This is a genomic window from Streptomyces virginiae (genome assembly GCF_000720455.1).
Taxonomy (GTDB): Bacteria; Actinomycetota; Actinomycetes; order Streptomycetales; family Streptomycetaceae; genus Streptomyces; species Streptomyces virginiae.
The window spans coordinates 135,245-156,749 of sequence record NZ_JOAK01000002.1 but is presented as its reverse complement, the minus strand read 5'-3'; the positions used below and the strand labels follow the sequence as shown (position 1 = coordinate 156,749).

Here is a 21,505-nt window from a genome sequence, read left to right as displayed (position 1 = left end):
CCGTCCGGTCCTCGGACAATGGATTGGACAAGGCTCGTGGGGTCGAACGCATGATGGCCCCACGCGCGCACGCGACATATGGATCAAGAGGAGTCAACGTGAGGGTCGGAATCGTCGGAGCCACCGGTCAGGTCGGCGCAGTCATGCGCAGCATCCTCGCCGAGCGCAAGTTCCCGGTGGACGAGCTGCGCCTGTTCGCCTCGGCCCGGTCCGCCGGCTCGACGATCGAGTGGGAGGGCCGCGAGATCACCATCGAGGACGCCTCCACGGCCGACTACTCCGGCCTGGACATCGTGCTCTTCTCGGCGGGCGGCGCCACCTCGAAGGCCCTGGCCGAGAAGGTCGCCTCGCAGGGCGCCGTCGTCATCGACAACTCCTCCGCCTGGCGCAAGGACCCCGAGGTCCCCCTCGTCGTCTCCGAGGTCAACCCGCACGCGATCAAGAACCGGCCCAAGGGCATCATCGCGAACCCGAACTGCACCACCATGGCGGCCATGCCGGTGCTGCGCCCGCTGCACGACGAGGCCGGCCTGTCCGCGCTGGTCGCCACCACCTACCAGGCCGTCTCCGGCTCGGGCCTGGCCGGTGTCGCCGAGCTCGACGGCCAGGTCAAGGCCGTCTCCGAGGGCGCGACCGGGCTGGTCCACGACGGCGGGGCCGTCGACTTCCCCGAGCCGGGCGTCTACAAGCGTCCCATCGCCTTCAACGTGCTCCCGCTCGCGGGCTCGATCGTCGACGACGGCTCGTTCGAGACCGACGAGGAGCAGAAGCTCCGCAACGAGTCCCGCAAGATCCTGGAGCTCCCGGAGCTCAAGGTGTCGGGCACCTGCGTGCGCGTGCCGGTCTTCTCCGGCCACTCCCTCCAGATCAACGCCCGCTTCGACCGCCCGATCAGCGTCGAGCGCGCCTACGAGCTGCTGAAGGACGCCGCGGGCGTGGAGCTCTCCGAGATCCCGACCCCGCTCCAGGCCGCCGGCAAGGACGCCTCGTACGTGGGCCGCATCCGCGTCGACGAGACGGTGGAGAACGGCCTCGCGCTGTTCGTGTCGAACGACAACCTCCGCAAGGGCGCCGCGCTGAACGCGGTCCAGATCGCGGAGCTCGTGGCCGACGAGCTGCGCGGCTGACCCCGCCGCCGGCACGAAGGGAGGGCGGGCGCCGCACGGCGCCCGCCCTCCCGGCACGTCAGGGCCTGTGCACCTCGAACTGGAAGCAGCCGAACTCGGCGGCGCGGACGTGTACGAGGGCCACTTCGGGCTCGGCGAAGGCGTCGGCAAGGGCCCGCTCGATCTCCCCGTCGGGATCCTCCCCGAGGTCCAGGACCCGCCCGCCGAGGATGTGCCCGCGGGCGTCGTAGCGCCGGGCGGTGCGCCGCACCCCGGCCCGGGCGAAGGGGTATCCGCCGCCCCCGGCCGGCCCCCCGCAGTCCCCGGCGTGGATGAAGACCGGCCCCTGCTCGTCATAGGCGCCGGGATCGGCCCCGGTCCGCGCCGCCCAGCGGCGCAGCGGCGCGTACGAGACGAGCGCGATCCGCTCCCCCGCCGCGCTGGTCCGCAGGCAGCAACGCAGCGGCGCCCCGCCCTCCCCGTCGGTGTGGGGGACGCAGTCGCGTCCCGCGTCGTCGCGTACGCGGAGCTCCTGGAGCGCCATCTCCTCGATGGGCATCGCCCGGTATCTGCTGGTCATGGCCACCAGCGTGCCGAGGACGGACGCCGCTGTCCGGCAGGTTTGCGACGTCGCGTTCGCCCGTGGATTACTCCGAGGCGGTGGCCCTCCCCCCATGGAAGGATGTCGGGGCAACGTCACCATCGAAGGAGATGACCGCGTGCCAGGCACGAATCTCACCCGTGAAGAGGCTCAGCAGCGTGCGAAGCTGCTCACCGTCGACTCGTACGAGATCGAACTCGATCTCAGCGGTGCGCAGGAGGGCGGGACCTACCCGTCCGTGACCACCGTGCGCTTCCAGTCGGCCGAGGCCGGGGCGGAGACCTTCATCGACCTGGTCGCCCCCGCGGTGCACGAGGTCGTCCTCAACGGCAAGTCGCTCGACGTCGCGGCCGTCTTCCGCGACTCGCGGATCGCCCTGGCGCACCTCGCCTCCGGGGCCAACGAGCTGCGGGTCGTCGCGGACTGCGCGTACACCAACACCGGTGAGGGCCTCCACCGCTTCGTCGACCCGGTCGACCAGCAGGCCTACCTCTACACCCAGTTCGAGGTGCCGGACGCGCGGCGGGTCTTCGCCAGCTTCGAGCAGCCCGACCTGAAGGCCACGTTCCAGTTCACCGTGACGGCTCCCGAGGGCTGGACGGTCATCTCGAACTCCCCGACGCCCGCACCCGCGGACGTCAAGGACAACGTCTGGCGCTTCGAGCCGACCCCGCGCATCTCCTCGTACATCACGGCGCTCATCGTCGGCCCGTACCACGCGGTGCACAGCTCCTACGAGGGCCCGGACGGCCAGAGCGTGCCGCTCGGCATCTACTGCCGGCCCTCGCTCGCCGAGTTCCTCGACGCGGACGCGATCTTCGACGTGACCCGGCAGGGCTTCGACTGGTTCCAGGAGAAGTTCGCCTACGACTACCCCTTCGCCAAGTACGACCAGCTCTTCGTCCCGGAGTTCAACGCGGGCGCGATGGAGAACGCGGGCGCGGTCACCATCCGCGACCAGTACGTCTTCCGCTCGAAGGTGACGGACGCGGCGTACGAGGTGCGCGCGGAGACCATCCTCCACGAGCTCGCCCACATGTGGTTCGGCGACCTCGTCACCATGGAGTGGTGGAACGACCTGTGGCTGAACGAGTCGTTCGCCACCTACACGTCCATCGCGTGCCAGGCGTACGCGGAGGGCTCGAAGTGGCCGCACGCGTGGACCACCTTCGCCAACTCCATGAAGACCTGGGCGTACCGGCAGGACCAGCTGCCGTCCACGCACCCGATCATGGCGGACATCCGTGACCTCGACGACGTCATGGTCAACTTCGACGGCATCACGTACGCCAAGGGCGCCTCGGTGCTCAAGCAGCTCGTCGCCTACGTCGGCATGGACGCCTTCTTCAAGGGCGTGCAGGCGTACTTCAAGGCGCACGCCTTCGGCAACACGCGCCTTTCGGACCTGCTGGGCGCCCTGGAGGAGACCTCGGGCCGCGACCTGACCGCCTGGTCGAAGGCGTGGCTGGAGACGGCCGGCATCAACGTGCTGCGCCCCGAGATCACCACCGACGCCAACGGCGTGGTCACCACCTTCGGCATCCGCCAGGAGGCGCCGCCGCTGCCCGCCGGGGCCAAGGGCGAGTCCACCCTGCGCCCGCACCGCATCGCGGTGGGCCTGTACGAGCTCCAGGACGGCGCGCTCGTGCGCACCGACCGGATCGAGCTGGACATCGACGGCGCGCTGACGTCGGTGCCGGAGCTCGTGGGCCGCGCCCGCCCGGCGGTCGTCCTGCTGAACGACGACGACCTGTCGTACGCGAAGGTCCGCCTCGACGAGGAGTCCCTGGCCACGGTCACCGCGCACATCGGCGACTTCACGGAGTCCCTGCCGCGCGCCCTGTGCTGGGCCTCGGCCTGGGACATGACCCGTGACGGGGAGCTCGCCACCCGCGACTACCTCTCGCTGGTGCTCTCGGGCATCGGCAAGGAGTCCGACATCGGCGTCGTGCAGTCGCTGCACCGGCAGGTGAAGCTGGCCATCGACCTGTACGCCGACCCGGCGTGGCGGGAGGAGGGCCTGGCGGCCTGGACCGCGGCCACCCTGGAGCACCTGCGCGCGGCGGAGCCGGCCGGCGACCACCAGCTGGCGTGGGCGCGGGCCTTCGCGGCGACCGCCCGCACCGAGGAGCAGCTGGCGTACCTGTCGGCGCTGCTGGACGGCTCGGCCGTCGTCGAGGGCCTGGCCGTCGACACCGAGCTGCGGTGGGCGTTCCTGGAGCGGCTCGCCGCGACGGGCGTCGCCGACGAGGCGGCCATCGCGGCGGAGCTGGAGCGGGACGCGACGGCGGCCGGCGAGCGCCACGCGGCGACGGCGCGGGCGGCCCGCCCGACGGCGGAGGCCAAGGCCGGGGCGTGGGCCTCGGTGGTGGAGTCCGGCGACCTGCCGAACGCGGTGCAGGAGGCGGTGATCGGCGGCTTCGTGCAGACCGACCAGCGCGAGCTGCTGGCCCCGTACACCGAGAAGTTCTTCGCGGCGGTCAAGGAGGTCTGGGAGACCCGCAGCCACGAGATCGCCCAGCAGATCGCGGTGGGCCTGTACCCGGCCCTGCAGGTCTCGCAGGAGACCCTGGACGCGACGGACGCCTGGCTGGCCTCTGCCGAGCCGAACGCCGCGCTGCGGCGGCTGGTCTCGGAGTCCCGCGCGGGCGTGGAGCGCGCGTTGAAGGCCCAGGCCGCCGACGCCGCCTCCGCTGCCGCTCAGGCCTGACGGCTCGCGCCGTAGCCGGGGCTCCGCCCCGGACCCCGTGCCCCAAACGCCGGCGGGGCTGGATTTCAGCCCCGCCCGGCGTGTGAGGGCACGGGCGCTAATGCCGGGCCGAGGCCACCTCGCGCAGGGCGGCCAGTACGTGCGCCACCGCGGGAGCGGACTCGGCCCCGCGGCGGACCGCCGCGATCACGTGCCGCGTCGGCCGGTCCCGCGAGAGCACCCGCACGGCCACGCCCGATGCCCGGCTCGACACCATCCGCGGCACCAGGGCCACGCCCATGCCCGCCTCGACCATGGCCAGGATGGCCGTCCACCCCGACGCCGAGTGGGCCTGCTCGGGGACGAAGCCCGCCGCCTCGCACGCGCCCCGGGCGATCTCCGACCACGGGCCGCTGCCCCCGTAGATCCACGGGTCCCCGGACAGGTCGGCCAGCCGCAGGTCCGCCGCGTCCCGCAGGGGGTGTCCCGGCGGGAGCGCCACGTCCAGCGGGTCCTCCATCAGCGTGACGCGGGTGAACCGCCGGTCCCGGGCGGTCGGCGCGTGGGCGGCGAGGGACAGCGCCAGGTCCACGCCGCCGGCCGAGAGCAGCTCGTAGGATTCCGCGGCTTCGGTCTCCCGGACGCGGACCTCCACCCCCGGGTGTGCCTTGCGCAGTTCGGCCACGGCCGGGACCACCAGCGCGGGCACGGCGGTGGAGAACGCGCCGACCCGTACCTCTCCCGCGTCCCCGGCGAGGTATCCCGCCAGTTCCGCGTCGGCCCGCTCCAGCTGGGCGAACACCGCCTCCGCGTGCCGCAGTACGAGGTGGGCGGCGTCGGTGAGGCGGACCCGGCGGCCCTGTGCCTCCAGCAGCACCACCCCCAGCTGCCGGGCGAGGTTCGTCAGCTGCTGCGAGACGGCCGAGGGCGTCATGTGCAGCGCCTCGGCCGCCCGGGTCACGGTCCCCTGTTCGGCGAGGGTCCGCAGGATCCGCAGCTTCTTGATGTCCCACTCGGTCATGGGCCCGAACCTACCGGCGGGCACTTCCCAGCCCGACCCCGCCGAGGATCAGCGCCATGCAGAGCAGCTGCGCCGGTCCGGTCGGCTCGCCCAGCAGCAGGAGGCCGAGGCCCGCGACGCACACCGGCTGGAGGTAGTAGACGACTCCCGCGCGGGCCGCGCCGATCACCGAGACGGCCTTGTTCCAGGCGAAGAAGGCGACGGCCGAGGAGAACACTCCGACGTACAGCAGCGGTCCGACCGTGCCGGCCGTCACCTCGAAGCCGCCCTGGACGTGGAGGGAGACGGCGTAGGCCGGGGCCAGCATCAGCGCGCCGAGCACGAAGGTGGTGATCAGGAAGGCGAGTCCGCCGAGTTCGGCGGGCTTGCGCTTGAGCAGGGCGCTGTACGTGGCGAAGGAGAGGGCGGCGGCGAACATCCACAGGTCGCCGGCGCCGAAGTCGAAGCCGATGGAGCCGTCCCCGACGAGCAGCAGCACTCCGAAGGCGGCGAGCAGCATGCCGAAGGTGCGGCGGGCGCCGAGGCGTTCGCCGCCGAGGCGGGCGTAGAGCGCCATGATGACGGGCGAGGCGGCCATGATCATGCCCATGTTGGAGGCCGAGGTGGTCAGTCCGGCCTGGTGCACGAGCGTGTTGTAGAGGGCGACGCCGAACAGCGAGGCGAGGGCGATGAAGCCCAGGTGGCGCCGGATGAGGGCCCGCTGCTGCCAGGCCTGGCGGGCGGCGAAGGGGGCGACGGCGAGCAGGGCGATGATCCAGCGCCAGAAGACCGCCTGGACGGGCGGGACGGTCTCGGCCATGCCCCGGGTGGCGACGAAGCTGCCGGACCAGACGACCGTCGCGAGCAGGGCGAGGAGCACGCCGAACCCGGCGGCACCCTTCTTGCCGGTGCTGCCGGGTTCGGCGTGCGAAACGGTGCGGGCGCGGTCCATGACGGCCACTGTGTGTCTCCCCCTCGGGGTCGGTCCGATGTCGAGGGACCTACCGTCGCACCCGCCCATCGGTCAGGTCCATCGAAATGTTTCGATCGTTCTGTTCAGAAGAACTGAACGATTGTGCGGTGCGGGCCGCCGCCAGCTGTCCGGCGAGGGTGGCCCCGAGGGCGATCGCCATGCCGACGAGCTGTACGGGCGTGAGCGCCTGGCCGAGGGCCGCCCAGCCGATGACGGCCGCGGTGAGCGGGGAGAGCGGTCCGAGCAGGGTGACCGAGGTGGCGCCGAGCTGCCCGATCCCGCGGAACCAGAGCCAGTACGCGATGCCGGTGTTGATCAGCATCATGTAGCCGTAGCCGAGGAGGGCCTGGCCGTCGAGCGCGGGCGGGGCGCCCTCGACGAGTGCGGCGACCGGGATGATGACCAGTCCGCCGGCGGTGAGCTGCCAGCCGGTCATGGCCAGCGGTCCGACGCCCTCGGGGCGGCCCCAGCGCTTGGTCATGACCGTGCCCGCGGCCATGGAGGCGGAGGAGACCACACCGGCGACGACACCGACGGGGTCGAGTGCGGCGTCGGCCGTGAGGACGACCATGCTCACGCCGAACGCCCCCACGACGGCGGCCAGTACCGTACGCAGGCTCGCGCGCTCCCCGAGGACGAGGGCGGCGAGGCCCACGACGAACAGGGGGCCGGCGGAGCCGAGCACGGCCGCGACGCCGCCGGGCAGCCGGTAGGCGGAGAGGAACAGGAGCGGGAAGAAGGCGCCGATGTTGAGGGTGCCGAGGACGGCGGACTTCCACCACCACTCGCCCTTGGGCAGGGTGCGGGCGAGTGCGGTCAGCAGCAGGCCCGCGGGCAGGGCCCGCATGACGCCGGTGAACAGCGGCCGGTCGGGCGGCAGCAGTTCGGAGGCGACCGCGTAGGTCGAACCCCAGGAGATCGGGGCGAGGGCGGTCAGGGCGACGGTGGCGAGACGCTTCATGGCAGATGGCTCCTCGTACGGGTGAGGAAGGGGGACGCGGGACCGGGCGGTTCAGGCGGCGGCGGTGGCCGGCCGCCCGGCTGCGGCTGCGGCTGCGGCTGCGGCTGCGGCTGCGGCCGGGGGCTCGGCGTGCACGGCCTCGGCCGGCAGGTGCCGTTCCAGCCGCAGCAGCGCCAGGGCGGCGCCGAGCGCCGCTGCGGTGAGGACGGCCCAGGGCAGGCGGCCGTCCACGGCGAGCAGGGCGGTGAACAGGGACGGGGCGAGGGCGGTGGCCAGCGAGTAGGACAGCTGGTAGGTGGCCAGGTAGCGGCCGCGGACCGGCTCGGGGGCGGCGGAGACCGAGAGGGCGCCGCCGGAGGGGCTGTGCACCAGCTCGCCGAGGGTGTAGACGATGACGATGACGAGCAGGGCGGCCAGGGTGGCGCTCTGGCCGGGGCGCAGCGTGCCGAGGACGATCTGGCCGGCGAAGGCGGCGGCGAAGAGCAGGGCGCCGAGTGCGGCCGAGCGGGTGCGGCGGGCGCCGGAGCGGCGGACCCGGCCCGCGACGAGTACGCCGATGCCGGCGCACAGGGCGGTGTTGAGGGTGAAGGCCGCTCCGGTGAGGGAGTCGGGGGCGGCCAGCCAGGTGGAGAGGTAGAGCGGGAAGAGGACGGAGAGGGCGGAGTAGCCGAGCGCGGTGAGGAAGTTGGCGGCGGTGAGCCCGAGGAAGGGGCGGTCGCGCAGGACCATCCGGTAGCCGGCGGCCGGCCGCCCGGCGCAGGGTCCGGCCGGCTCGGCCGGGACCGGGCGGACCCGGCCGACGAGCAGTCCGGCGAGGGCGAAGGCCAGGGAGTTGGCCCAGGCGGTGCAGGTGAAGGCGCCGGTGCCCCACAGCGCGAGCACTCCGGAGACGAGGAGGGCGCCCGCGCCCATCCCGGCGTTCTGCAGGGCGCGGGTGGACGCCTGGAGCCGGTCGCGGGCGGCGCCGCGCGCCACCTCCCCGATCAGGGACTGCTGCACGACGGAGAAGGAGCGGTCGGCGAGCGCGGTGACGAGGGCGACGGCGGCGAAGGCGGGCAGCGAGCCAGCGAAGGGGTAGAGGGCGAAGCCGAGCGCCCTGATCCCGTAGAGCACCAGGTTGACCCGCTTCGCCCCGAACCGGTCGACGGCCGAGCCGGCCAGGGGCATGAAGGCCAGCCCGGCCACCCCGGTGACCGTCATGACCAGGCCGACGAGGGTGAAGGAGAGGCCGGTGACGTGGTGGAAGAAGACGAGCGAGAAGGGGACGTACATGCCGATCCCGATCGCGCTGACACCGATGCCGAGGAGCAGCGACCGCTCCCCCGCGACCTTCGCCTCCCCGGCTGTGGACGTCTCGCCCCTGAACACTGCCATGACGGCCCCTCCCCCGATTCGGTTGCTGCTAAGTAGCTTATCGCTAAGCTACTTTTCGTCAAGCAACTTTCTTGCGAACGATCCGAGGCAACCGGAATACTGCGCTCATGAGTGAGGACAAGGACGCGGTCGACGCCATCACGGCCCAGTGGTTCGCCGTGCGCCCCGAGCTGGACACGGCCCCCATGGCCGTCTTCGGGCGCATCTACCGGATCGCCAAGGCGATGGGCGACGCGATGGAGGAGCGCTACCAGCGCTTCGGCATCTCGCGCGGCGAGTTCGACGTCGTCGGCACGCTGCGCCGTTCGGGCGCCCCGTACACGCTCTCGCCCCGCCAGCTGTCGGCCACGCTCATGCTCACCACGGGCGGCATGACGGGGCGGCTGGACAAGCTGGAGAAGGCCGGGCTGCTCTGCCGCAAGCCCGATCCGCACGACCGGCGGGGGCTCCAGGTGACGATCACCGACCGGGGCCTCGCGCTCGTCGACGAGGCCGTCACCGCCGGCCTGGAGGTGCAGCGCGCCGCGCTCACCGGGCTGACCGACGAGGAGGTCGCGCAGCTCACCGGCCTGCTGCGCAAGCTGCTGGCCGGCGTCTGAGGACATGACGAGGCGCCGGGGGTCGACGCACGGCCGATGCGGATCGGCGGTGCGGACCCCCGGCGCCCGGGAAGGTCACACGGCTGCGGCCCCACAGGGGCCGGGCCGGGTCAGGCCTGCTTCTTCTTCGGCCTGTCCGACTTGTCGAGGGCCATCACGAGACCCACGATGACCAGGAAGATGACGATCGGCAGGGCCACGTACAGGCCGAGCGTCTCGCCGATGCTCAGGCCCGGGCCCGGGTCGTCGCCGTCGTCGCGGGTCAGCGCGAGAGCGGGAGACGTCATCAGCAGCATCATCAGCGTCGTTCCGGCCGAGACGGCGCCGGCGCGCAGAGCGTTCTTCTTGTCCACGGTGCAAACGTAGCGAACACCTAAACGCCGCGCGCGCCCGGGGGTGCCGTACGGGGACCGGCCCCCTCGCGGACCGCGCTGAGCAGCGCGTTCGCCCGGGGCGAGGCCATCAGCTCCTCCAGCGTCAGCGGCCTGCCCGAGGCATCGGCGACCGGCAGGCGCCAGTTGGGGTACTGGTCCCAGGTGCCCGGCAGGTTCTGCGGCCGCCGGTCGCCCACCGCGTCCGGCAGCCATACGCCCACCAGGCGCGCGGGGGTGCGCAGCAGGAAGCCGTACAGGGCCTGGACGGCTTCCTCCTCGCCCTTGGTGTCCAGGCCCAGTCCGTCCAGGAGCGCCAGCCACTCGGCGGTGTCGGCGGCGTCCTCGGCCCGTTCCCGTTCGGCCGGCCGGGTCAGCAGGCCCAGGCGGTCGCGCAGTTCCACGTGGCCGCCGGCGAGCTTGGCGGCCGTGGGCGGCAGGTCGTGGGTGGTGACGGTGGCCAGGCAGTCCGCCCTCCAGGCCTGCGGGGCGAGCGGGCCGCCCTCGCCCGCCCAGTCCCGCTCGAACCACAGCACCGACGTGCCGAGCACGCCGCGCCGGGCCAGCGCCCGCCGCACGTGCGGCTCCACCGTCCCGAGGTCCTCGCCGATGACCGGGGCGCCGGCCCGGTGCGCCTCCAGCACCAGCACCGCCAGCATGGCCTCGCCGTCGTAGCCGACGTACGTGCCCTCGGCGGGCGGGGTCCCCTCCGGGATCCACCAGAGCCGGAAGAGACCCATCACGTGGTCGATGCGCAGGGCGCCGGCGTAGCGGAACACCCCGCGCAGCAGGGCTCGCAGGGGCTCGTAGCGCATGCCGGCGAGCCGGTCCGGACGCCACGGCGGCAGGCCCCAGTCCTGGCCCCGCGCGTTGAAGGCGTCCGGCGGGGCGCCGACGCTCATGTGGCGGGCGTAGAGGCCCGGCTCGAAGGCGTCCGACCCGCCCGGATGCACCCCGACGGCCAGGTCGTGCACGATGCCGACGCTCATGCCGGCCTCGCGGGCGGCCCGCTGGGCCGCGACGAGCTGGCCGTCCGTCAGCCAGACCGTCCAGCGGTGGAAGTCGGCTCTCGCATCCGGGTCGTCCCCGGCGCGCGAGGCCTGCCAGCCCGCGTGGAGGTCCAGCATGGCGCCCCCGTCCTCGCAGAACGCGCGGTAGTCCGCTTCCCGTTCGGCGCTCCGCGGGACGGCGTACAGCAGCTCCAGCGCCCGCCGCTTGAGGTCCCAGACGGCGTCCCGGTCGATCAGCGCGCCCTTCTCCAGCACCTCGTGGCGCAGCGCCGCGCCGCGGGAGGCCAGTTCGGCGAGGGCTTCCCGCTCGGGGCAGTCGGCGTACTCGGGGACGTCCTCGATCCGCAGGTGGACGGGGTCGGGGAAGCGGCGCGAGGACGGCCGGTACGGGGAGGGATCGGTCGGTGTCCCCGGCAGCGCCGCGTGCAGCGGGTTGACCTGGATGAAGTCCGTGCCGTGGGTCCGGGCGGCCCAGCGGGCCAGTTCGGCGAGGTCCCCGAGGTCACCCATGCCCCAGGAGCGCTCGGAGAGCAGGGAGTAGAGCTGGACGAGCAGCCCGTGGGCGCGTTCGGGGGCGGCGGGGGCCCGTTCGGGGGCGACGACCAGGGTGGCCTCGGCGATCCGCCCGTCGGGGGCCTGCGCGGTGATCCGGTGGATCCCGAGGGGAAGCCCCTCGCCCCAGGGGAGTTCCTCGCCCGACCCCTCCGCCACCACCAGGACCCGGCTGCCCGGCGGGAGCCCGGCGGGCAGCGGCGCGACGGGCTCCCCCTGCCAGAGCACCACCGTCGGCGGCAGCAGCCGGGCCGCCGCCGCCCTGGTGCCCTCCTCGGCGACCACCCGGACGCTCTCGGCGTCGTCCGTGACGACACCGAGCAGACCGAGGACCGTTCTCACGGTGGCCTCGGGGATCCGGACGGTGACGTCCGCTGCGGGCTGGTAGGCGGTGGCGATGCCGTGCAGGGCGGCGAGCCGGGCCAGGTCGTCCATGGACGGGCGCTCCTTCGTGCGTGCGGGCAGGCGGGGGTGAGGGTGGGTCAGAAGCGTGGAGCACATAAGCGGGACGCCGCCGGGGAACACCGCAGCCATACCCACTCGGAGGGATCGCATTCCTGCCACATCCGGGGCAGATCACCCACCCGCATTGACACTCCAGCCGCACGGGTGGTGGGCTCGGGCTCATTCGTACGAGCGGGGGACGTCTCGCGACGGGGAGGCTCTGTGCAGCTCAGGGGCAGGAAACGGTCGACGGCCGCGGCCATCGCGGTCATCGGGTCGCTGCTCGGCGGCGCCGTGGCCTCCGCGCCACCCGGATTCCTCGCGGGTCCCACCGTCCCGGACGCGCCGACGCCCGCGCCGGGCGCGGCAGGTGCTGCCGGTGTGGGCGCCAACGGCGCCGTCGGTCCCGCGCTCGACCCCGGCGCGGACACGCCCCGGGCCGCCTCCGAGGGGCCGGCCGTGTGGCCCCGGCCGCAGTCGATGGCCGCCGATCAGACGCGTGAGCTGGCCCTGGGCACGGAGGCCGTGCTGGTGGCTCCGGCCGACGCCGACCCGTACGCCGTCCAGGTGGTGCGCGAGGCCCTGCGCAGGGCGGGCGTGAAGACCCTGCACGAGCCGGAGCCCGGGGAGCCGCTGCCCGAGCGGGGCACCCTCGTACGGCTCCAGGACGCGGGCGCGCAGGAGGCACTGCTGGCGCTGGGAGCGACCGCGGCCACGGACCTGCCGCACGGCGGCTACCGGCTGGCCGTGGGGCGGCCCGGCGGGCGCGACACGGTCGCGCTGGCCGGCGTGGGCGAGGAAGGGCTCTTCCACGCGGCGCAGACGCTGCGTCAGCTGCTCGGCGCGGCCCGCGGGAAGGTGCCCGGCGTCATGGTGCGGGACTGGCCGGCCGCGCCGGTGCGCGGGATCACCGAGGGGTTCTACGGACAGCCGTGGACCCAGCAGCAGCGCCTGGCGCAGCTGGACTTCATGGGCCGCACCAAACAGAACCGGCTGCTGATCGCGCCCGGCGACGACCAGTACCGCACGACGGGCTGGCGCGAGGACTACCCGCGGGAGCGGCAGGAGGAGTTCCGCGCGCTGGCCGAGCGGGCCCGCGCCAACCGGGTCGTCCTGGCCTGGGCGGTCACTCCCGGACAGTCCATGTGCCTGTCGTCGTCGGCCGACCGGGCGGCGCTCGGGCGCAAGGTGGACGCGATGTGGGACCTGGGCTTCCGCGCCTTCCAGGTGCAGTTCCAGGACGTCAGCTACACCGAATGGGGCTGCCGCGCGGACCGGGAGCGGTACGGCAAGGGCCCGGAGGCCGCCGCGAAGGCGCACGCGGAGGTCGCGAACGAGCTGGCCGCCCACCTGGCCGCCCGGTACCCGGGGGCGCCCGCGCTGTCGCTGCTGCCGACCGAGTACTACCAGGAGGGCGCCACCGCCTACCGGACGGCCCTGGCCCGCGCGCTGGACACGCGGGTGGAGGTGGCCTGGACGGGCGTCGGCGTGGTGCCGCGCACGATCACGGGCAAGGAGCTGGCCGGGGCGCGCTCCGCCCTGGGGCAGAAGCCCCTGATCACCATGGACAACTACCCGGTCAACGACTGGGATCCGGGCCGGATCTTCCTCGGCCCGTACGCCGGCCGCGAACCGGCGGTGGCGGGCGGCTCGGCGGCGCTGCTGGCCAACGCGATGCAGCAGCCCGTCCTGTCGCGCATCCCGCTCTTCACGGCGGCCGACTTCGCCTGGAACCCGCGCGGCTACCGGGCCGGCGAGTCCTGGCAGGCGGCGGTCCGCGACCTCTCGGGCTCCGACCCCCGGGAGCGCGAGGCGGTGGCGGCGCTGGCCGGGAACACCGTGTCGTCCGGGCTCAAGCAGGAGGAGTCGGGCTATCTGAAGCCGCTGGTCGAGCAGTTCTGGAAGGCCCGGGCCGCGGGTGATCCGGCGGCCGGGACCGAGTTGCGCAAGGCGTTCACGGTGATGCGCGAGACCCCCGCCCGGCTGACCTCGCTGTCGGACGAGGCGGGCCCCTGGATGGAGCGGCTCTCGCGCTACGGAGCAGCCGGCGAACTGGCCGTGGACGTCCTGCAGGCCCAGGCCCGCGGCGAAGGGGCGGCCGCCTGGCAGGCCTCCCGGGCCCTCGCCGAGGCACGCCGGGCGCTGGCCGAGCCGGGACCGGCCCAGGTGGACAAGGCCGTCCTGGACCCGTTCCTGAAGAAGGCGGCGGCCGAGGCGGACGCCTGGACCGGTGTCGCGCGGAAGACCGGAACGGTGACGAAGGACGCGCAGTCCTGGACGGTCCGGCTGGACGCCGTGCGTCCGGTGTCCGCGGTGACGGTGATGACGGACCCGCTCGGGGCGGGCACGCGGGGCGCCGTGGTGGAGGTCCACGTACCGGGCGAGGGCTGGCGCAAGGTCGCCGACGCGGCGGCGTCGGGCTGGACCCAGGTCGACACGGCGGGGGTGCCCGCGGACGCGGTGCGCCTGGCCTGGGCCGGGGAAGCGCCCGCGGTGCACCAGGTGGTCCCGTGGTTCGGGGACGGCCCCCGGACCCGCTTCGAGCTGGCCGACGGGGGCCGGGCCGACGCCGAGATCGGCGGCGCGCCGCAGCGCGTCACGGCGCAGCTGTCCGCCCTGGGCCCCGGCGAGATCCGCGGCCCGCTGACGGCGCAGCCGCCGGCGGGCATAGAGGTCCGTCTGCCGCAGACCGCGGTGGTCCCGCGCGGCGGCCAGGCGTCGATCCCGCTGGAGGTCGTCGTCGCCGCGAACACCCCGCCGGGCGACTACCGCATCCCTGTGGCCTTCGACGGGGAGACCCGGACCCTGACGGTGCGGGCGGTGCCCAGGACCGGCGGACCGGATCTGCTGCGGACCGCGCGGGCGAGCTCCTCGGCCAACGAGACCTCCTCCTTCCCGGCCTCGGCGGCCGTGGACGGCTCCCCGTCCACCCGCTGGTCGTCGCCGGCGGTGGACGGCGCGTGGTGGCAGGCGGAGCTGCGCGCCCCGGTCCGGGTCGGGCGGCTGGAGCTGCACTGGCAGGACGCGTACCCCTCGGCCTACCGGGTGGAGACCTCCGCCGACGGGGTGACCTGGCGGCCGGCCGCGGCCGTCACGAACTCCCGCGGCGGCCACGAGTCGCTCCGGCTGGACGCGACGGCGCCGGACACCCGGTTCCTGAGGGTGACGTGCGAGCGCCGCGCGACGCGCTACGGCTGCTCGCTGTGGTCGGCGGAGGCCTACGCGGTCACGCCGTAGCCCTGCCGGAACCGGCTCCGCGGCCCCGGCAGGGGCCGGTCAGGAGGCCGCCACGCCGATCCCGATCCGTTCCAGCGCGTCGTCGGCCCCGTACGGCTGGAGGTACGGCATCCACCTCGGGTCCCGGTGTCCGGTGCCGATGATGCGCCAGGCCAGACCCGAGGGAGGGGCCGGCTGGTGGCGCAGGCGCCAGCCCAGTTCCAGCAGGTGCCGGTCGGCTTTGACGTGGTTGCAGCGCCGGCACGCCGCGACGACGTTGTCCCAGACGTGCTGTCCGCCCCGGCTGCGCGGAATGACGTGGTCGACGCTGGTGGCGACGGCGCCGCAGTACATGCAGCGTCCGCCGTCCCGCGCGAACAGGGCGCGCCGGGTGAGTGGAACGGGCCCCCGGTAGGGGACCCGCACGAAGCGCTTGAGCCGTACCACGCTGGGCGCGGGGACGACCCTTGTCGCGCTGTGCAGATAGGCGCCGGATTCCTCCAGGGAGACCGCTTTGTTCTCCAGGACGAGGACGAGCGCGCGGCGGAGCGGTACGACGCCGAGGGGCTCGTACGACGCATTGAGGACCAGGACGTGCGGCACGGACTGCCTCCTTGTACGCCGGCGGCGCGTGGCTCGCGCCGGGACGATCTGCTCTCCAGTCTCTCCTTACGGCTGGTCGAAGCGCCACCACTCGCCCGTAACGGGTCCGAGGTGTTTTCAACCACACCCAGTCATCCCCAGGTGAGTCTGGTCTCTCCCTCGAACACAGCGCCAAGGTGAAGGGATTGCCCCGTTAGTGTGGATGGTCTGCCCCGCATATCCCCCTCGCGGACTCCGTCCGCGGGGACCCCCGGCGGGCAGACCGCTACATGTGGAGGTTCCTGTCGTGCCCTGGCCCGCCGCTCTGCTGCCGCTGGCAGCCGATGTCCCGGACGCGCCCGCTTCGGTCAAGGAGGCGCAGGAGAGCGTCACCGAGGCCGCGAGCTTCATCGAGCAGAACTGGGCCACCTGGCTGAGCATCGGCCTGCGGATCCTGCTGATCGTGGTGATAGCCGCCGTGATCCGCTCGGCCGTCCGCAAGGCGCTGACCAAGCTCATAAACCGGATGAACACCAGCGCCGAGGCGGTCGAGGGCACCGCGCTCGGCGGCCTGCTGGTCAACGCCGAGCGGCGCCGCCAGCGGTCGGAGGCGATCGGTTCCGTCCTGCGGTCGGTGGCGTCCTTCCTGATCCTCGGCACGGCCGCGCTGATGGTCCTGGCCGCCCTGAAGATCGACCTGGCCCCGCTGCTGGCGAGTGCCGGTGTGGCCGGTGTCGCCATCGGTTTCGGTGCCCGCAACCTGGTGACCGACTTCCTCTCCGGCGTCTTCATGATCATGGAGGACCAGTACGGCGTCGGTGACAAGATCGACGCCGGGGTGGCCTCGGGCGAGGTCATCGAGGTCGGCCTGCGCGTGACGAAGCTGCGCGGGGACAACGGCGAGATCTGGTACGTGCGCAACGGCGAGATCAAGCGGATCGGCAACCTCAGCCAGGGCTGGGCGACCGCGGGCGTGGACGTGCAGGTCAAGCCGTCGGAGAACCTGACGCGGATCCGCGAGGTGGTCCAGCAGGTCGCCGACTCGATGGCGAAGGAGTCCCCCTGGGACGAGCGCCTGTGGGGTCCGGTGGAGGTGCTGGGCCTGGACGAGGTGCTGCTCGCCTCGATGACGGTGAAGGTGTCCGCGAAGACGATGCCGGGCCAGCAGTTCTCGGTGGAGCGGGAGCTGCGCTGGCGGATCAAGGAGGCCTTCGACGCCGCCGGCATCCGGATCATCGGCGGCCTGCCGGCCGCGGACGAGGAGGACGAGGCCCCTGCGGACCCCTCGGCCTCCGTCGCCGCGCCGTCCGCCCTGGCGAACCCCACCTCCCCGCAGTCCCTGGCCACGGCCCCGATCCCGTCGCCGTCCGGCCCGCGGATCACCAAGTAGGGCCGTACCCGCACTCCCGCTGCCCCGCAGGCCGGTCTTCACGGACACGACCTGCGGGGCAGCGGCATTGACACGGCTCGAACAGTGATAGGAAACTTACCTAACAGATCACCTCGGTGAGGGAGAGCCGCCGCATGCCCGCCGCCACGCCCGGAACGCCCAGCCTGTTGCGCGCCATGAACGACCGGGCCGCACTCGACCTCCTGCTGACGCACGGCCCGCTGTCCCGGACCCGCATCGGGCACCTGACCGGGCTGTCCAAGCCCACCGCCTCCCAGCTGCTGGCCCGTCTGGAGGCCGCCGGACTCGTCGTGGCCACCGGCACCGACGGCGGCCGCCCCGGCCCCAGCGCCCAGCTGTACGCGATCAATCCGCGGGCCGCGTACGTCGGCGGCGTCGACGTCACCCCGGGGCGCGTCCTGGCGGCCGTCGCCGACCTGACCGGCACCGTGGTCGCCTCCCACGAAGTCCCCTACACCGAGGGCGCGGACGCCGTCGACCAGGTGACCGAGGCCCTCGGCGGGGCCGTCAAGGCCGCTGGGCTGCACCGCTCCGACCTGCACCGGGCGGTCATCGGCACCCCTGGCGCCTTCGACCCGCAGACGGGCCGGCTGCGCTACGCCAGCCACCTCCCCGGCTGGCACTCCCCCACCCTCCTCGACGACCTGGCGGCGGCCCTGCCGATGCCCGTCGAGTACGAGAACGACGTCAATCTCGCCGCCGTCGCCGAACAGCGCCTCGGCGCCGCCCGCGGGCACGGGGACTTCGTCCTGCTGTGGAACGAGGAGGGGCTCGGCGCCGCGCTGGTGTTCGGCGGCCGGCTGCACCGCGGCTGGACCGGTGGCGCGGGCGAGGTGGGCTTCCTGCCCGTACCGGGCCGCCCCCTGGTCCGGCAGGTCACCCGGGCGAACTCCGGCGGCTACCAGGAGCTGGCCGGTGTGGAGGGGCTGCCCCGGCTCGCCGCGGAGCTGGGTGTCGAGGCCCCCGCCGCCCCCACCCCGTACGCGCCGGAGGCCCCGGACGCCCTGCCCGGGCCGCACGGCCCGGAGGTCGCCGCCGCCGTCGCGCTGCTCGCGCGGGCCGCCGCCGCTCCCGAGGGGGCGCACCTGCGCTTCCTCCAGGAGTACGCCACCGCCCTGGCCACCGGTCTCGCCTCGCTGGTCGCCGTACTGGACCCGGAGATCGTGGTCCTGGCCGGGGCCGCGATCAGCGCGGGCGGCGAACCGCTGCGCGAGCTGCTGGAGGCCGAGCTCGCCGAACTGGCCCCCTCCCGCCCCCGGCTGGTCCCCGGCGAGGTCCTGGAGCGGCCCGTCCTGCACGGCGCGCTGGAGAGCGCGCTGGCCGCCACCCGGGACGAGGTCTTCGACACCTCCCGCTGACCCCACGCCCGCCTTCCCTCCCTCCACCCCTCCTGCACCGCACGCCCCACGCTCCGCCGGCACCCCCAGGCCCCCCACCGGAAGTTCCCTCCCGCAGAGAGCGAGCCCCGCCATGCCCAGAACCGGACGCCTGACCACCGCGACCGCCCTCCTCGCCGCGATGTCCGCCCTCGCCACCGCGTGCACCGGCCAGGGCGCGGGCACCGCCTCCGACGATCCGAAGGCGGACGTCACCCTCACCTTCTGGCACGGCTGGTCAGCGCCGAGCGAGACCAAGGCGATCGAGGACAACATCGCCCGGTTCGAGAAGGCGCATCCGAACATCAAGGTCGAGGTCACCGGCAACATGACCGACGACAAGATCAACCAGGCGCTGCGCGCGGGCGGGGACAAGGCCCCCGACGTGGTCTCCTCCTTCACCACCGACAGCGTGGGCAAGTTCTGCAACTCCCGCGCCTTCGCCGACCTGAACCCGTTCCTGGAGAAGTCCGGGGTGGACAAGGCCAAGGTCTTCCCCAGGACCCTGCTGGAGTACACGGAGTTCAACGGCAACCAGTGCACGCTGCCGCTGCTGAACGACGCCTACGGCCTCGTCTACAACAAGACCGCCTTCGACGCCGCCGGCATCACCGAAGCCCCCAGGACGTGGAGCCGGTTCGTCGAGGTCGCCCGGAAGCTGACCACGGCGGACGCGTCGGGCGACTCCTACGAACGGGTCGGCCTCATGCCCACCTTCCACGGCTACGAGACCACCCCCATGCGGCTCGCCGCCCAGTGGAGCCCCACCTACTTCGCCGCCGACGGCAGCTCCAACCTCGCCCGGGACCCGGCCTTCGCGAAGATGCTGACCGCGCAGAAGGACCTGGTGGCGGCGCTCGGCGGCTACGAGAAGCTGGAGCGGTTCCGCAACACCTTCGGCGACGAGTGGAGCGCCGAACACCCCTTCCACACCGGCAAGGTGGCCATGCAGATCGACGGCGAGTGGCGCGCGCCGATGGCCAAGGAGGCCGGGGTCGGCTTCGAGATCGCCACCGCACCGCTGCCCGTCCCCGACGATCAGGCCGGTGACTACGGCAAGGGCTACCTCTCCGGCACGGTCATGGGCATCGCCTCGGGCAGCAGGAAGCAGAACGCCGCCTGGGAGCTGGTCAAGTACATGACCACGGACACGGAAGCGGTGGTGGCCTTCGCCAACGCCATCCACAACGTGCCGTCCACGCTCGCCGCCCTGGAGTCGCCGGCCCTCCGGGTGACCCCCGAGTCCAAGACCTTCCTCGACATCGCGCGGCACCCCAAGTCCAGCACCACCCCGGCCAAGGCCGACGGCGGCACCTACCAGCTGACCTTCACGGACTTCGCGTACGCCGTCGAGAAGGGCGACGTCGCCGACATCCCGGCCGGTCTCGCCAGGACCGACCGGCAGATCGACACGGACATAGCGAAGGCGAAGTAGTCCGATGACCGGCTCCCGCACCCTGCGGACGAAGCGGCGCCGCGGCGCCCTGCGGACCGCGGCCTTCATGTCCCCCTGGCTGATCGGCTTCTCGGTCTTCTTCGTCTACCCGCTGCTGTCCACCCTGTACTTCTCCTTCACCCGCTACGACGGCTTCCGGCAGCCGGTCCCGAGCGGCCTGGACAACTGGAGCTACGTCTTCACGGACTATCCGCTGTTCTGGCCCGCGATGCGCAACACCCTCTGGCTGGTCCTGGTGATGGTGACCTGCCGCGTCGTCTTCGGCCTCGGCGTCGGGCTGCTCATCACGAAGATCAAGACGGGGGCCGGGATCTTCCGGACCCTGTTCTACCTGCCCTACCTGGCCCCGCCGGTCGCCGCGACCCTGGCCTTCGTCTTCCTGCTCAACCCCGGTACCGGACCGGTCAACACCCTGCTGGACGCGGTGGGACTGCCCGCCCCCGGCTGGTTCACCGACGCCGACTGGTCCAAGCCGGCCCTCACCGCCCTCGCACTGTGGGGGGTGGGCGACCTGATGGTGATCTTCATGGCCGCGCTGCTCGACGTACCGAAGGAGCAGTACGAGGCGGCCGAACTCGACGGGGCGGGGCCCTGGGCGCGCTTCCGGCACATCACGCTGCCCAACATCGCGCCGATCGTCATGTTCGCCGTGGTCACCGGAGTCATCCAGGCCATGCAGTACTACGCCCAGCCACTGGTGGCCGGCAAGGTCGCGGCCGGCGTGATCGGCGGCTCGGGCCAGCAGTTCGAGCCCGGCTACCCCGACAAGTCGACCCTGACCCTGCCCCAGCTCGTTCACAACCTCGGGTTCCAGCGCTTCGACTACGGCGCCGCCTGCGTCGTCGCGCTGGTCCTCTTCGCCCTCTCCATGGCCTTCACCGCACTCCTGATGCGGCGCCGTGGCGGTCTGATCGGAGCGGATGGATGAGCAGCGCGCACGGCCCGAGGCGCCCCTCCTCGGCGGCCCTCCACTGGATCGGGGTGCACGCGCTCGGCGTGGCGGCCGCACTGTTCTTCGTCCTCCCCTTCGTCTTCCTCCTGCTCACCTCCCTGATGGGCGACCGGCAGGCGCTGACCCGCGACCTGTGGCCCGACACCTGGGAGTGGGACAACTACACGAAGGTGTGGCACACCCCGGGCTTCCTGACCTGGTGGCGCAACACGCTTCTGTACGCCGGACTGGGCACCCTGTTGACCGTGGTCTCCTCGGTGCCCGTCGCGTACGCGCTTGCCAAGTTCCGCTTCCGCGGCCGGCGGCTGTCGCTGCTGCTCGTGATCGCCATGATGATGCTGCCGCCGCAGGTGGTGGTCATCCCCATGTACCTCTTCTGGGCCAGGCAGCTCGACCTGTCGGGCACCCTGTGGCCGCTGATCGTCCCGATGGCCTTCGGCGACGCGTTCTCCATCTTCCTGCTCCGCCAGTTCCTGCTGACCATCCCCGACGAGTACCTGGACGCGGCCCGCGTGGACGGCTGCGGCGAGGTGCGCACCCTGCTGCGGGTGGTGCTGCCGATGGCCCGGCCCGGGATCGCCGCCGTCGCCCTCTTCCAGTTCTTCTGCGCCTGGAACGACTACTTCGGCCCGCAGATCTACGCCTCCGACAACCCCGCCGCCTGGACGCTCAGTTACGGACTGGAGTCCTTCAAGGGGGCGCACCACACCAACTGGAACCTGACCATGGCCGCGACCGTGCTGGTCATGGCCCCGGTGATCGTCCTCTTCTTCTTCGCCCAGAAGGCGTTCGTCGAGGGAGTCACCCTGACCGGCGTGAAAGGCTGACGACG

The 21,505-nt window shown here is 73.0% G+C and carries 17 protein-coding genes; 9 read left to right on the top strand and 8 right to left on the bottom strand.

Going from position 1 to position 21,505, the window contains the following annotated elements; all coding sequences use genetic code 11:
* Positions 1-98 precede the first annotated feature (98 nt).
* Positions 99-1,127, top strand: a complete 1,029-nt coding sequence (locus IG86_RS0103695; RefSeq protein ID WP_030819120.1) for an aspartate-semialdehyde dehydrogenase — start codon at positions 99-101, stop codon at positions 1,125-1,127.
* A 58-nt stretch (positions 1,128-1,185) separates the two neighbouring features.
* Here the strand turns inward: IG86_RS0103695 and IG86_RS0103690 are convergent, their stop codons facing one another.
* The gene (locus tag IG86_RS0103690) at positions 1,186-1,686 is read right to left on the bottom strand and encodes a DUF1203 domain-containing protein (RefSeq protein WP_030894631.1); all 501 of its coding nucleotides are present in this window, start codon (positions 1,684-1,686) and stop codon (positions 1,186-1,188) included.
* 139 nt (positions 1,687-1,825) lie between these two features.
* Here IG86_RS0103690 and pepN point away from each other — a divergent pair, with 139 nt between their 5' ends.
* A complete protein-coding gene (gene pepN / locus IG86_RS0103685) occupies positions 1,826-4,417 on the top strand; it encodes an aminopeptidase N (RefSeq protein ID WP_030894629.1) in 2,592 nt (863 codons plus the stop codon).
* A 97-nt stretch (positions 4,418-4,514) separates the two neighbouring features.
* Here pepN and IG86_RS0103680 read toward each other — a convergent pair whose 3' ends face one another.
* Genes IG86_RS0103680 through IG86_RS0103665 form a run of 4 tightly spaced genes read right to left on the bottom strand, consistent with a single transcriptional unit; the run spans position 4,515 to position 8,704 of the window.
* Positions 4,515-5,417: a LysR family transcriptional regulator gene (locus IG86_RS0103680; protein WP_030819114.1), complete on the bottom strand. Its 903-nt coding sequence runs from the start codon at positions 5,415-5,417 to the stop codon at positions 4,515-4,517.
* Positions 5,418-5,427: 10 nt separating this feature from the next.
* The gene (locus IG86_RS0103675; RefSeq protein ID WP_045936767.1) at positions 5,428-6,348 is read right to left on the bottom strand and encodes a DMT family transporter; all 921 of its coding nucleotides are present in this window, start codon (positions 6,346-6,348) and stop codon (positions 5,428-5,430) included.
* Positions 6,349-6,397: 49 nt separating this feature from the next.
* Complete coding sequence (locus IG86_RS0103670) at positions 6,398-7,330, bottom strand: EamA family transporter (protein ID WP_030819110.1); 933 nt, start codon at positions 7,328-7,330, stop codon at positions 6,398-6,400.
* A 51-nt stretch (positions 7,331-7,381) separates the two neighbouring features.
* Positions 7,382-8,704 carry an MFS transporter gene (locus IG86_RS0103665; protein WP_051784945.1) on the bottom strand — a complete coding sequence of 441 codons (1,323 nt, stop codon included), beginning with the start codon at positions 8,702-8,704 and terminating at the stop codon, positions 7,382-7,384.
* 107 nt (positions 8,705-8,811) lie between these two features.
* On the opposite strand from IG86_RS0103665, the gene IG86_RS0103660 reads away from it, so the two are divergent.
* Entirely contained in the window at positions 8,812-9,303 is a 492-nt protein-coding gene (locus IG86_RS0103660) for a MarR family winged helix-turn-helix transcriptional regulator (RefSeq protein WP_030819106.1), read from the top strand.
* Between the two features lie 110 nt (positions 9,304-9,413).
* On the opposite strand, the gene IG86_RS0103655 is transcribed toward IG86_RS0103660, so the two are convergent.
* Both IG86_RS0103655 and IG86_RS0103650 read right to left on the bottom strand, forming a co-directional pair.
* Entirely contained in the window at positions 9,414-9,656 is a 243-nt protein-coding gene (locus IG86_RS0103655) for a hypothetical protein (RefSeq protein ID WP_030650150.1), read from the bottom strand.
* Between the two features lie 20 nt (positions 9,657-9,676).
* Positions 9,677-11,671, bottom strand: coding sequence for a 4-alpha-glucanotransferase (locus IG86_RS0103650; protein ID WP_030819104.1), 1,995 nt, complete (start codon positions 11,669-11,671; stop codon positions 9,677-9,679).
* Between the two features lie 231 nt (positions 11,672-11,902).
* On the opposite strand from IG86_RS0103650, the gene IG86_RS0103645 reads away from it, so the two are divergent.
* Complete coding sequence (locus IG86_RS0103645; RefSeq protein WP_030819102.1) at positions 11,903-14,917, top strand: glycoside hydrolase family 84 protein; 3,015 nt, start codon at positions 11,903-11,905, stop codon at positions 14,915-14,917.
* A gap of 39 nt (positions 14,918-14,956) precedes the next feature.
* On the opposite strand, the gene IG86_RS0103640 is transcribed toward IG86_RS0103645, so the two are convergent.
* Positions 14,957-15,499 (bottom strand): HNH endonuclease, encoded by a 543-nt coding sequence (locus IG86_RS0103640; RefSeq protein WP_030650158.1) that lies wholly within the window; start codon positions 15,497-15,499, stop codon positions 14,957-14,959.
* Positions 15,500-15,785: 286 nt separating this feature from the next.
* Here IG86_RS0103640 and IG86_RS0103635 point away from each other — a divergent pair, with 286 nt between their 5' ends.
* The 5 genes from IG86_RS0103635 (at position 15,786) to IG86_RS0103615 (ending at position 21,500) form a co-directional block, all read left to right on the top strand.
* Positions 15,786-16,868 (top strand): mechanosensitive ion channel family protein, encoded by a 1,083-nt coding sequence (locus IG86_RS0103635; protein WP_385871164.1) that lies wholly within the window; start codon positions 15,786-15,788, stop codon positions 16,866-16,868.
* A 134-nt stretch (positions 16,869-17,002) separates the two neighbouring features.
* Positions 17,003-18,247, top strand: a complete 1,245-nt coding sequence (locus IG86_RS0103630) for an ROK family transcriptional regulator (protein WP_030819098.1) — start codon at positions 17,003-17,005, stop codon at positions 18,245-18,247.
* A gap of 112 nt (positions 18,248-18,359) precedes the next feature.
* Positions 18,360-19,700, top strand: coding sequence for an ABC transporter substrate-binding protein (locus IG86_RS0103625; protein WP_030819095.1), 1,341 nt, complete (start codon positions 18,360-18,362; stop codon positions 19,698-19,700).
* Positions 19,701-19,704: 4 nt separating this feature from the next.
* Positions 19,705-20,649: a carbohydrate ABC transporter permease gene (locus IG86_RS0103620; RefSeq protein ID WP_030819093.1), complete on the top strand. Its 945-nt coding sequence runs from the start codon at positions 19,705-19,707 to the stop codon at positions 20,647-20,649.
* Positions 20,646-21,500 (top strand): carbohydrate ABC transporter permease, encoded by an 855-nt coding sequence (locus tag IG86_RS0103615; RefSeq protein ID WP_030819091.1) that lies wholly within the window; start codon positions 20,646-20,648, stop codon positions 21,498-21,500. The genes IG86_RS0103620 and IG86_RS0103615 overlap by 4 nt, the downstream gene beginning before the upstream one ends.
* Positions 21,501-21,505: the final 5 nt, after the last annotated feature.

What these genes read in the sequence shown, in the direction of transcription:
- IG86_RS0103660 (WP_030819106.1), top strand. Translation starts at nt 8,812, where the DNA reads ATGAGTGAGGACAAGGACGCGGTCGACGCCATCACGGCCCAGTGGTTC.
- IG86_RS0103620 (WP_030819093.1), top strand. Translation starts at nt 19,705, where the DNA reads ATGACCGGCTCCCGCACCCTGCGGACGAAGCGGCGCCGCGGCGCCCTG.
- IG86_RS0103630 (WP_030819098.1), top strand. Translation starts at nt 17,003, where the DNA reads ATGCCCGCCGCCACGCCCGGAACGCCCAGCCTGTTGCGCGCCATGAAC.
- IG86_RS0103680 (WP_030819114.1), bottom strand. Translation starts at nt 5,417, where the DNA reads ATGACCGAGTGGGACATCAAGAAGCTGCGGATCCTGCGGACCCTCGCC.
- IG86_RS0103625 (WP_030819095.1), top strand. Translation starts at nt 18,360, where the DNA reads ATGCCCAGAACCGGACGCCTGACCACCGCGACCGCCCTCCTCGCCGCG.
- IG86_RS0103690 (WP_030894631.1), bottom strand. Translation starts at nt 1,686, where the DNA reads ATGACCAGCAGATACCGGGCGATGCCCATCGAGGAGATGGCGCTCCAG.
- IG86_RS0103670 (WP_030819110.1), bottom strand. Translation starts at nt 7,330, where the DNA reads ATGAAGCGTCTCGCCACCGTCGCCCTGACCGCCCTCGCCCCGATCTCC.
- IG86_RS0103615 (WP_030819091.1), top strand. Translation starts at nt 20,646, where the DNA reads ATGAGCAGCGCGCACGGCCCGAGGCGCCCCTCCTCGGCGGCCCTCCAC.
- IG86_RS0103675 (WP_045936767.1), bottom strand. Translation starts at nt 6,348, where the DNA reads ATGGACCGCGCCCGCACCGTTTCGCACGCCGAACCCGGCAGCACCGGC.
- IG86_RS0103650 (WP_030819104.1), bottom strand. Translation starts at nt 11,671, where the DNA reads ATGGACGACCTGGCCCGGCTCGCCGCCCTGCACGGCATCGCCACCGCC.
- IG86_RS0103665 (WP_051784945.1), bottom strand. Translation starts at nt 8,704, where the DNA reads ATGGCAGTGTTCAGGGGCGAGACGTCCACAGCCGGGGAGGCGAAGGTC.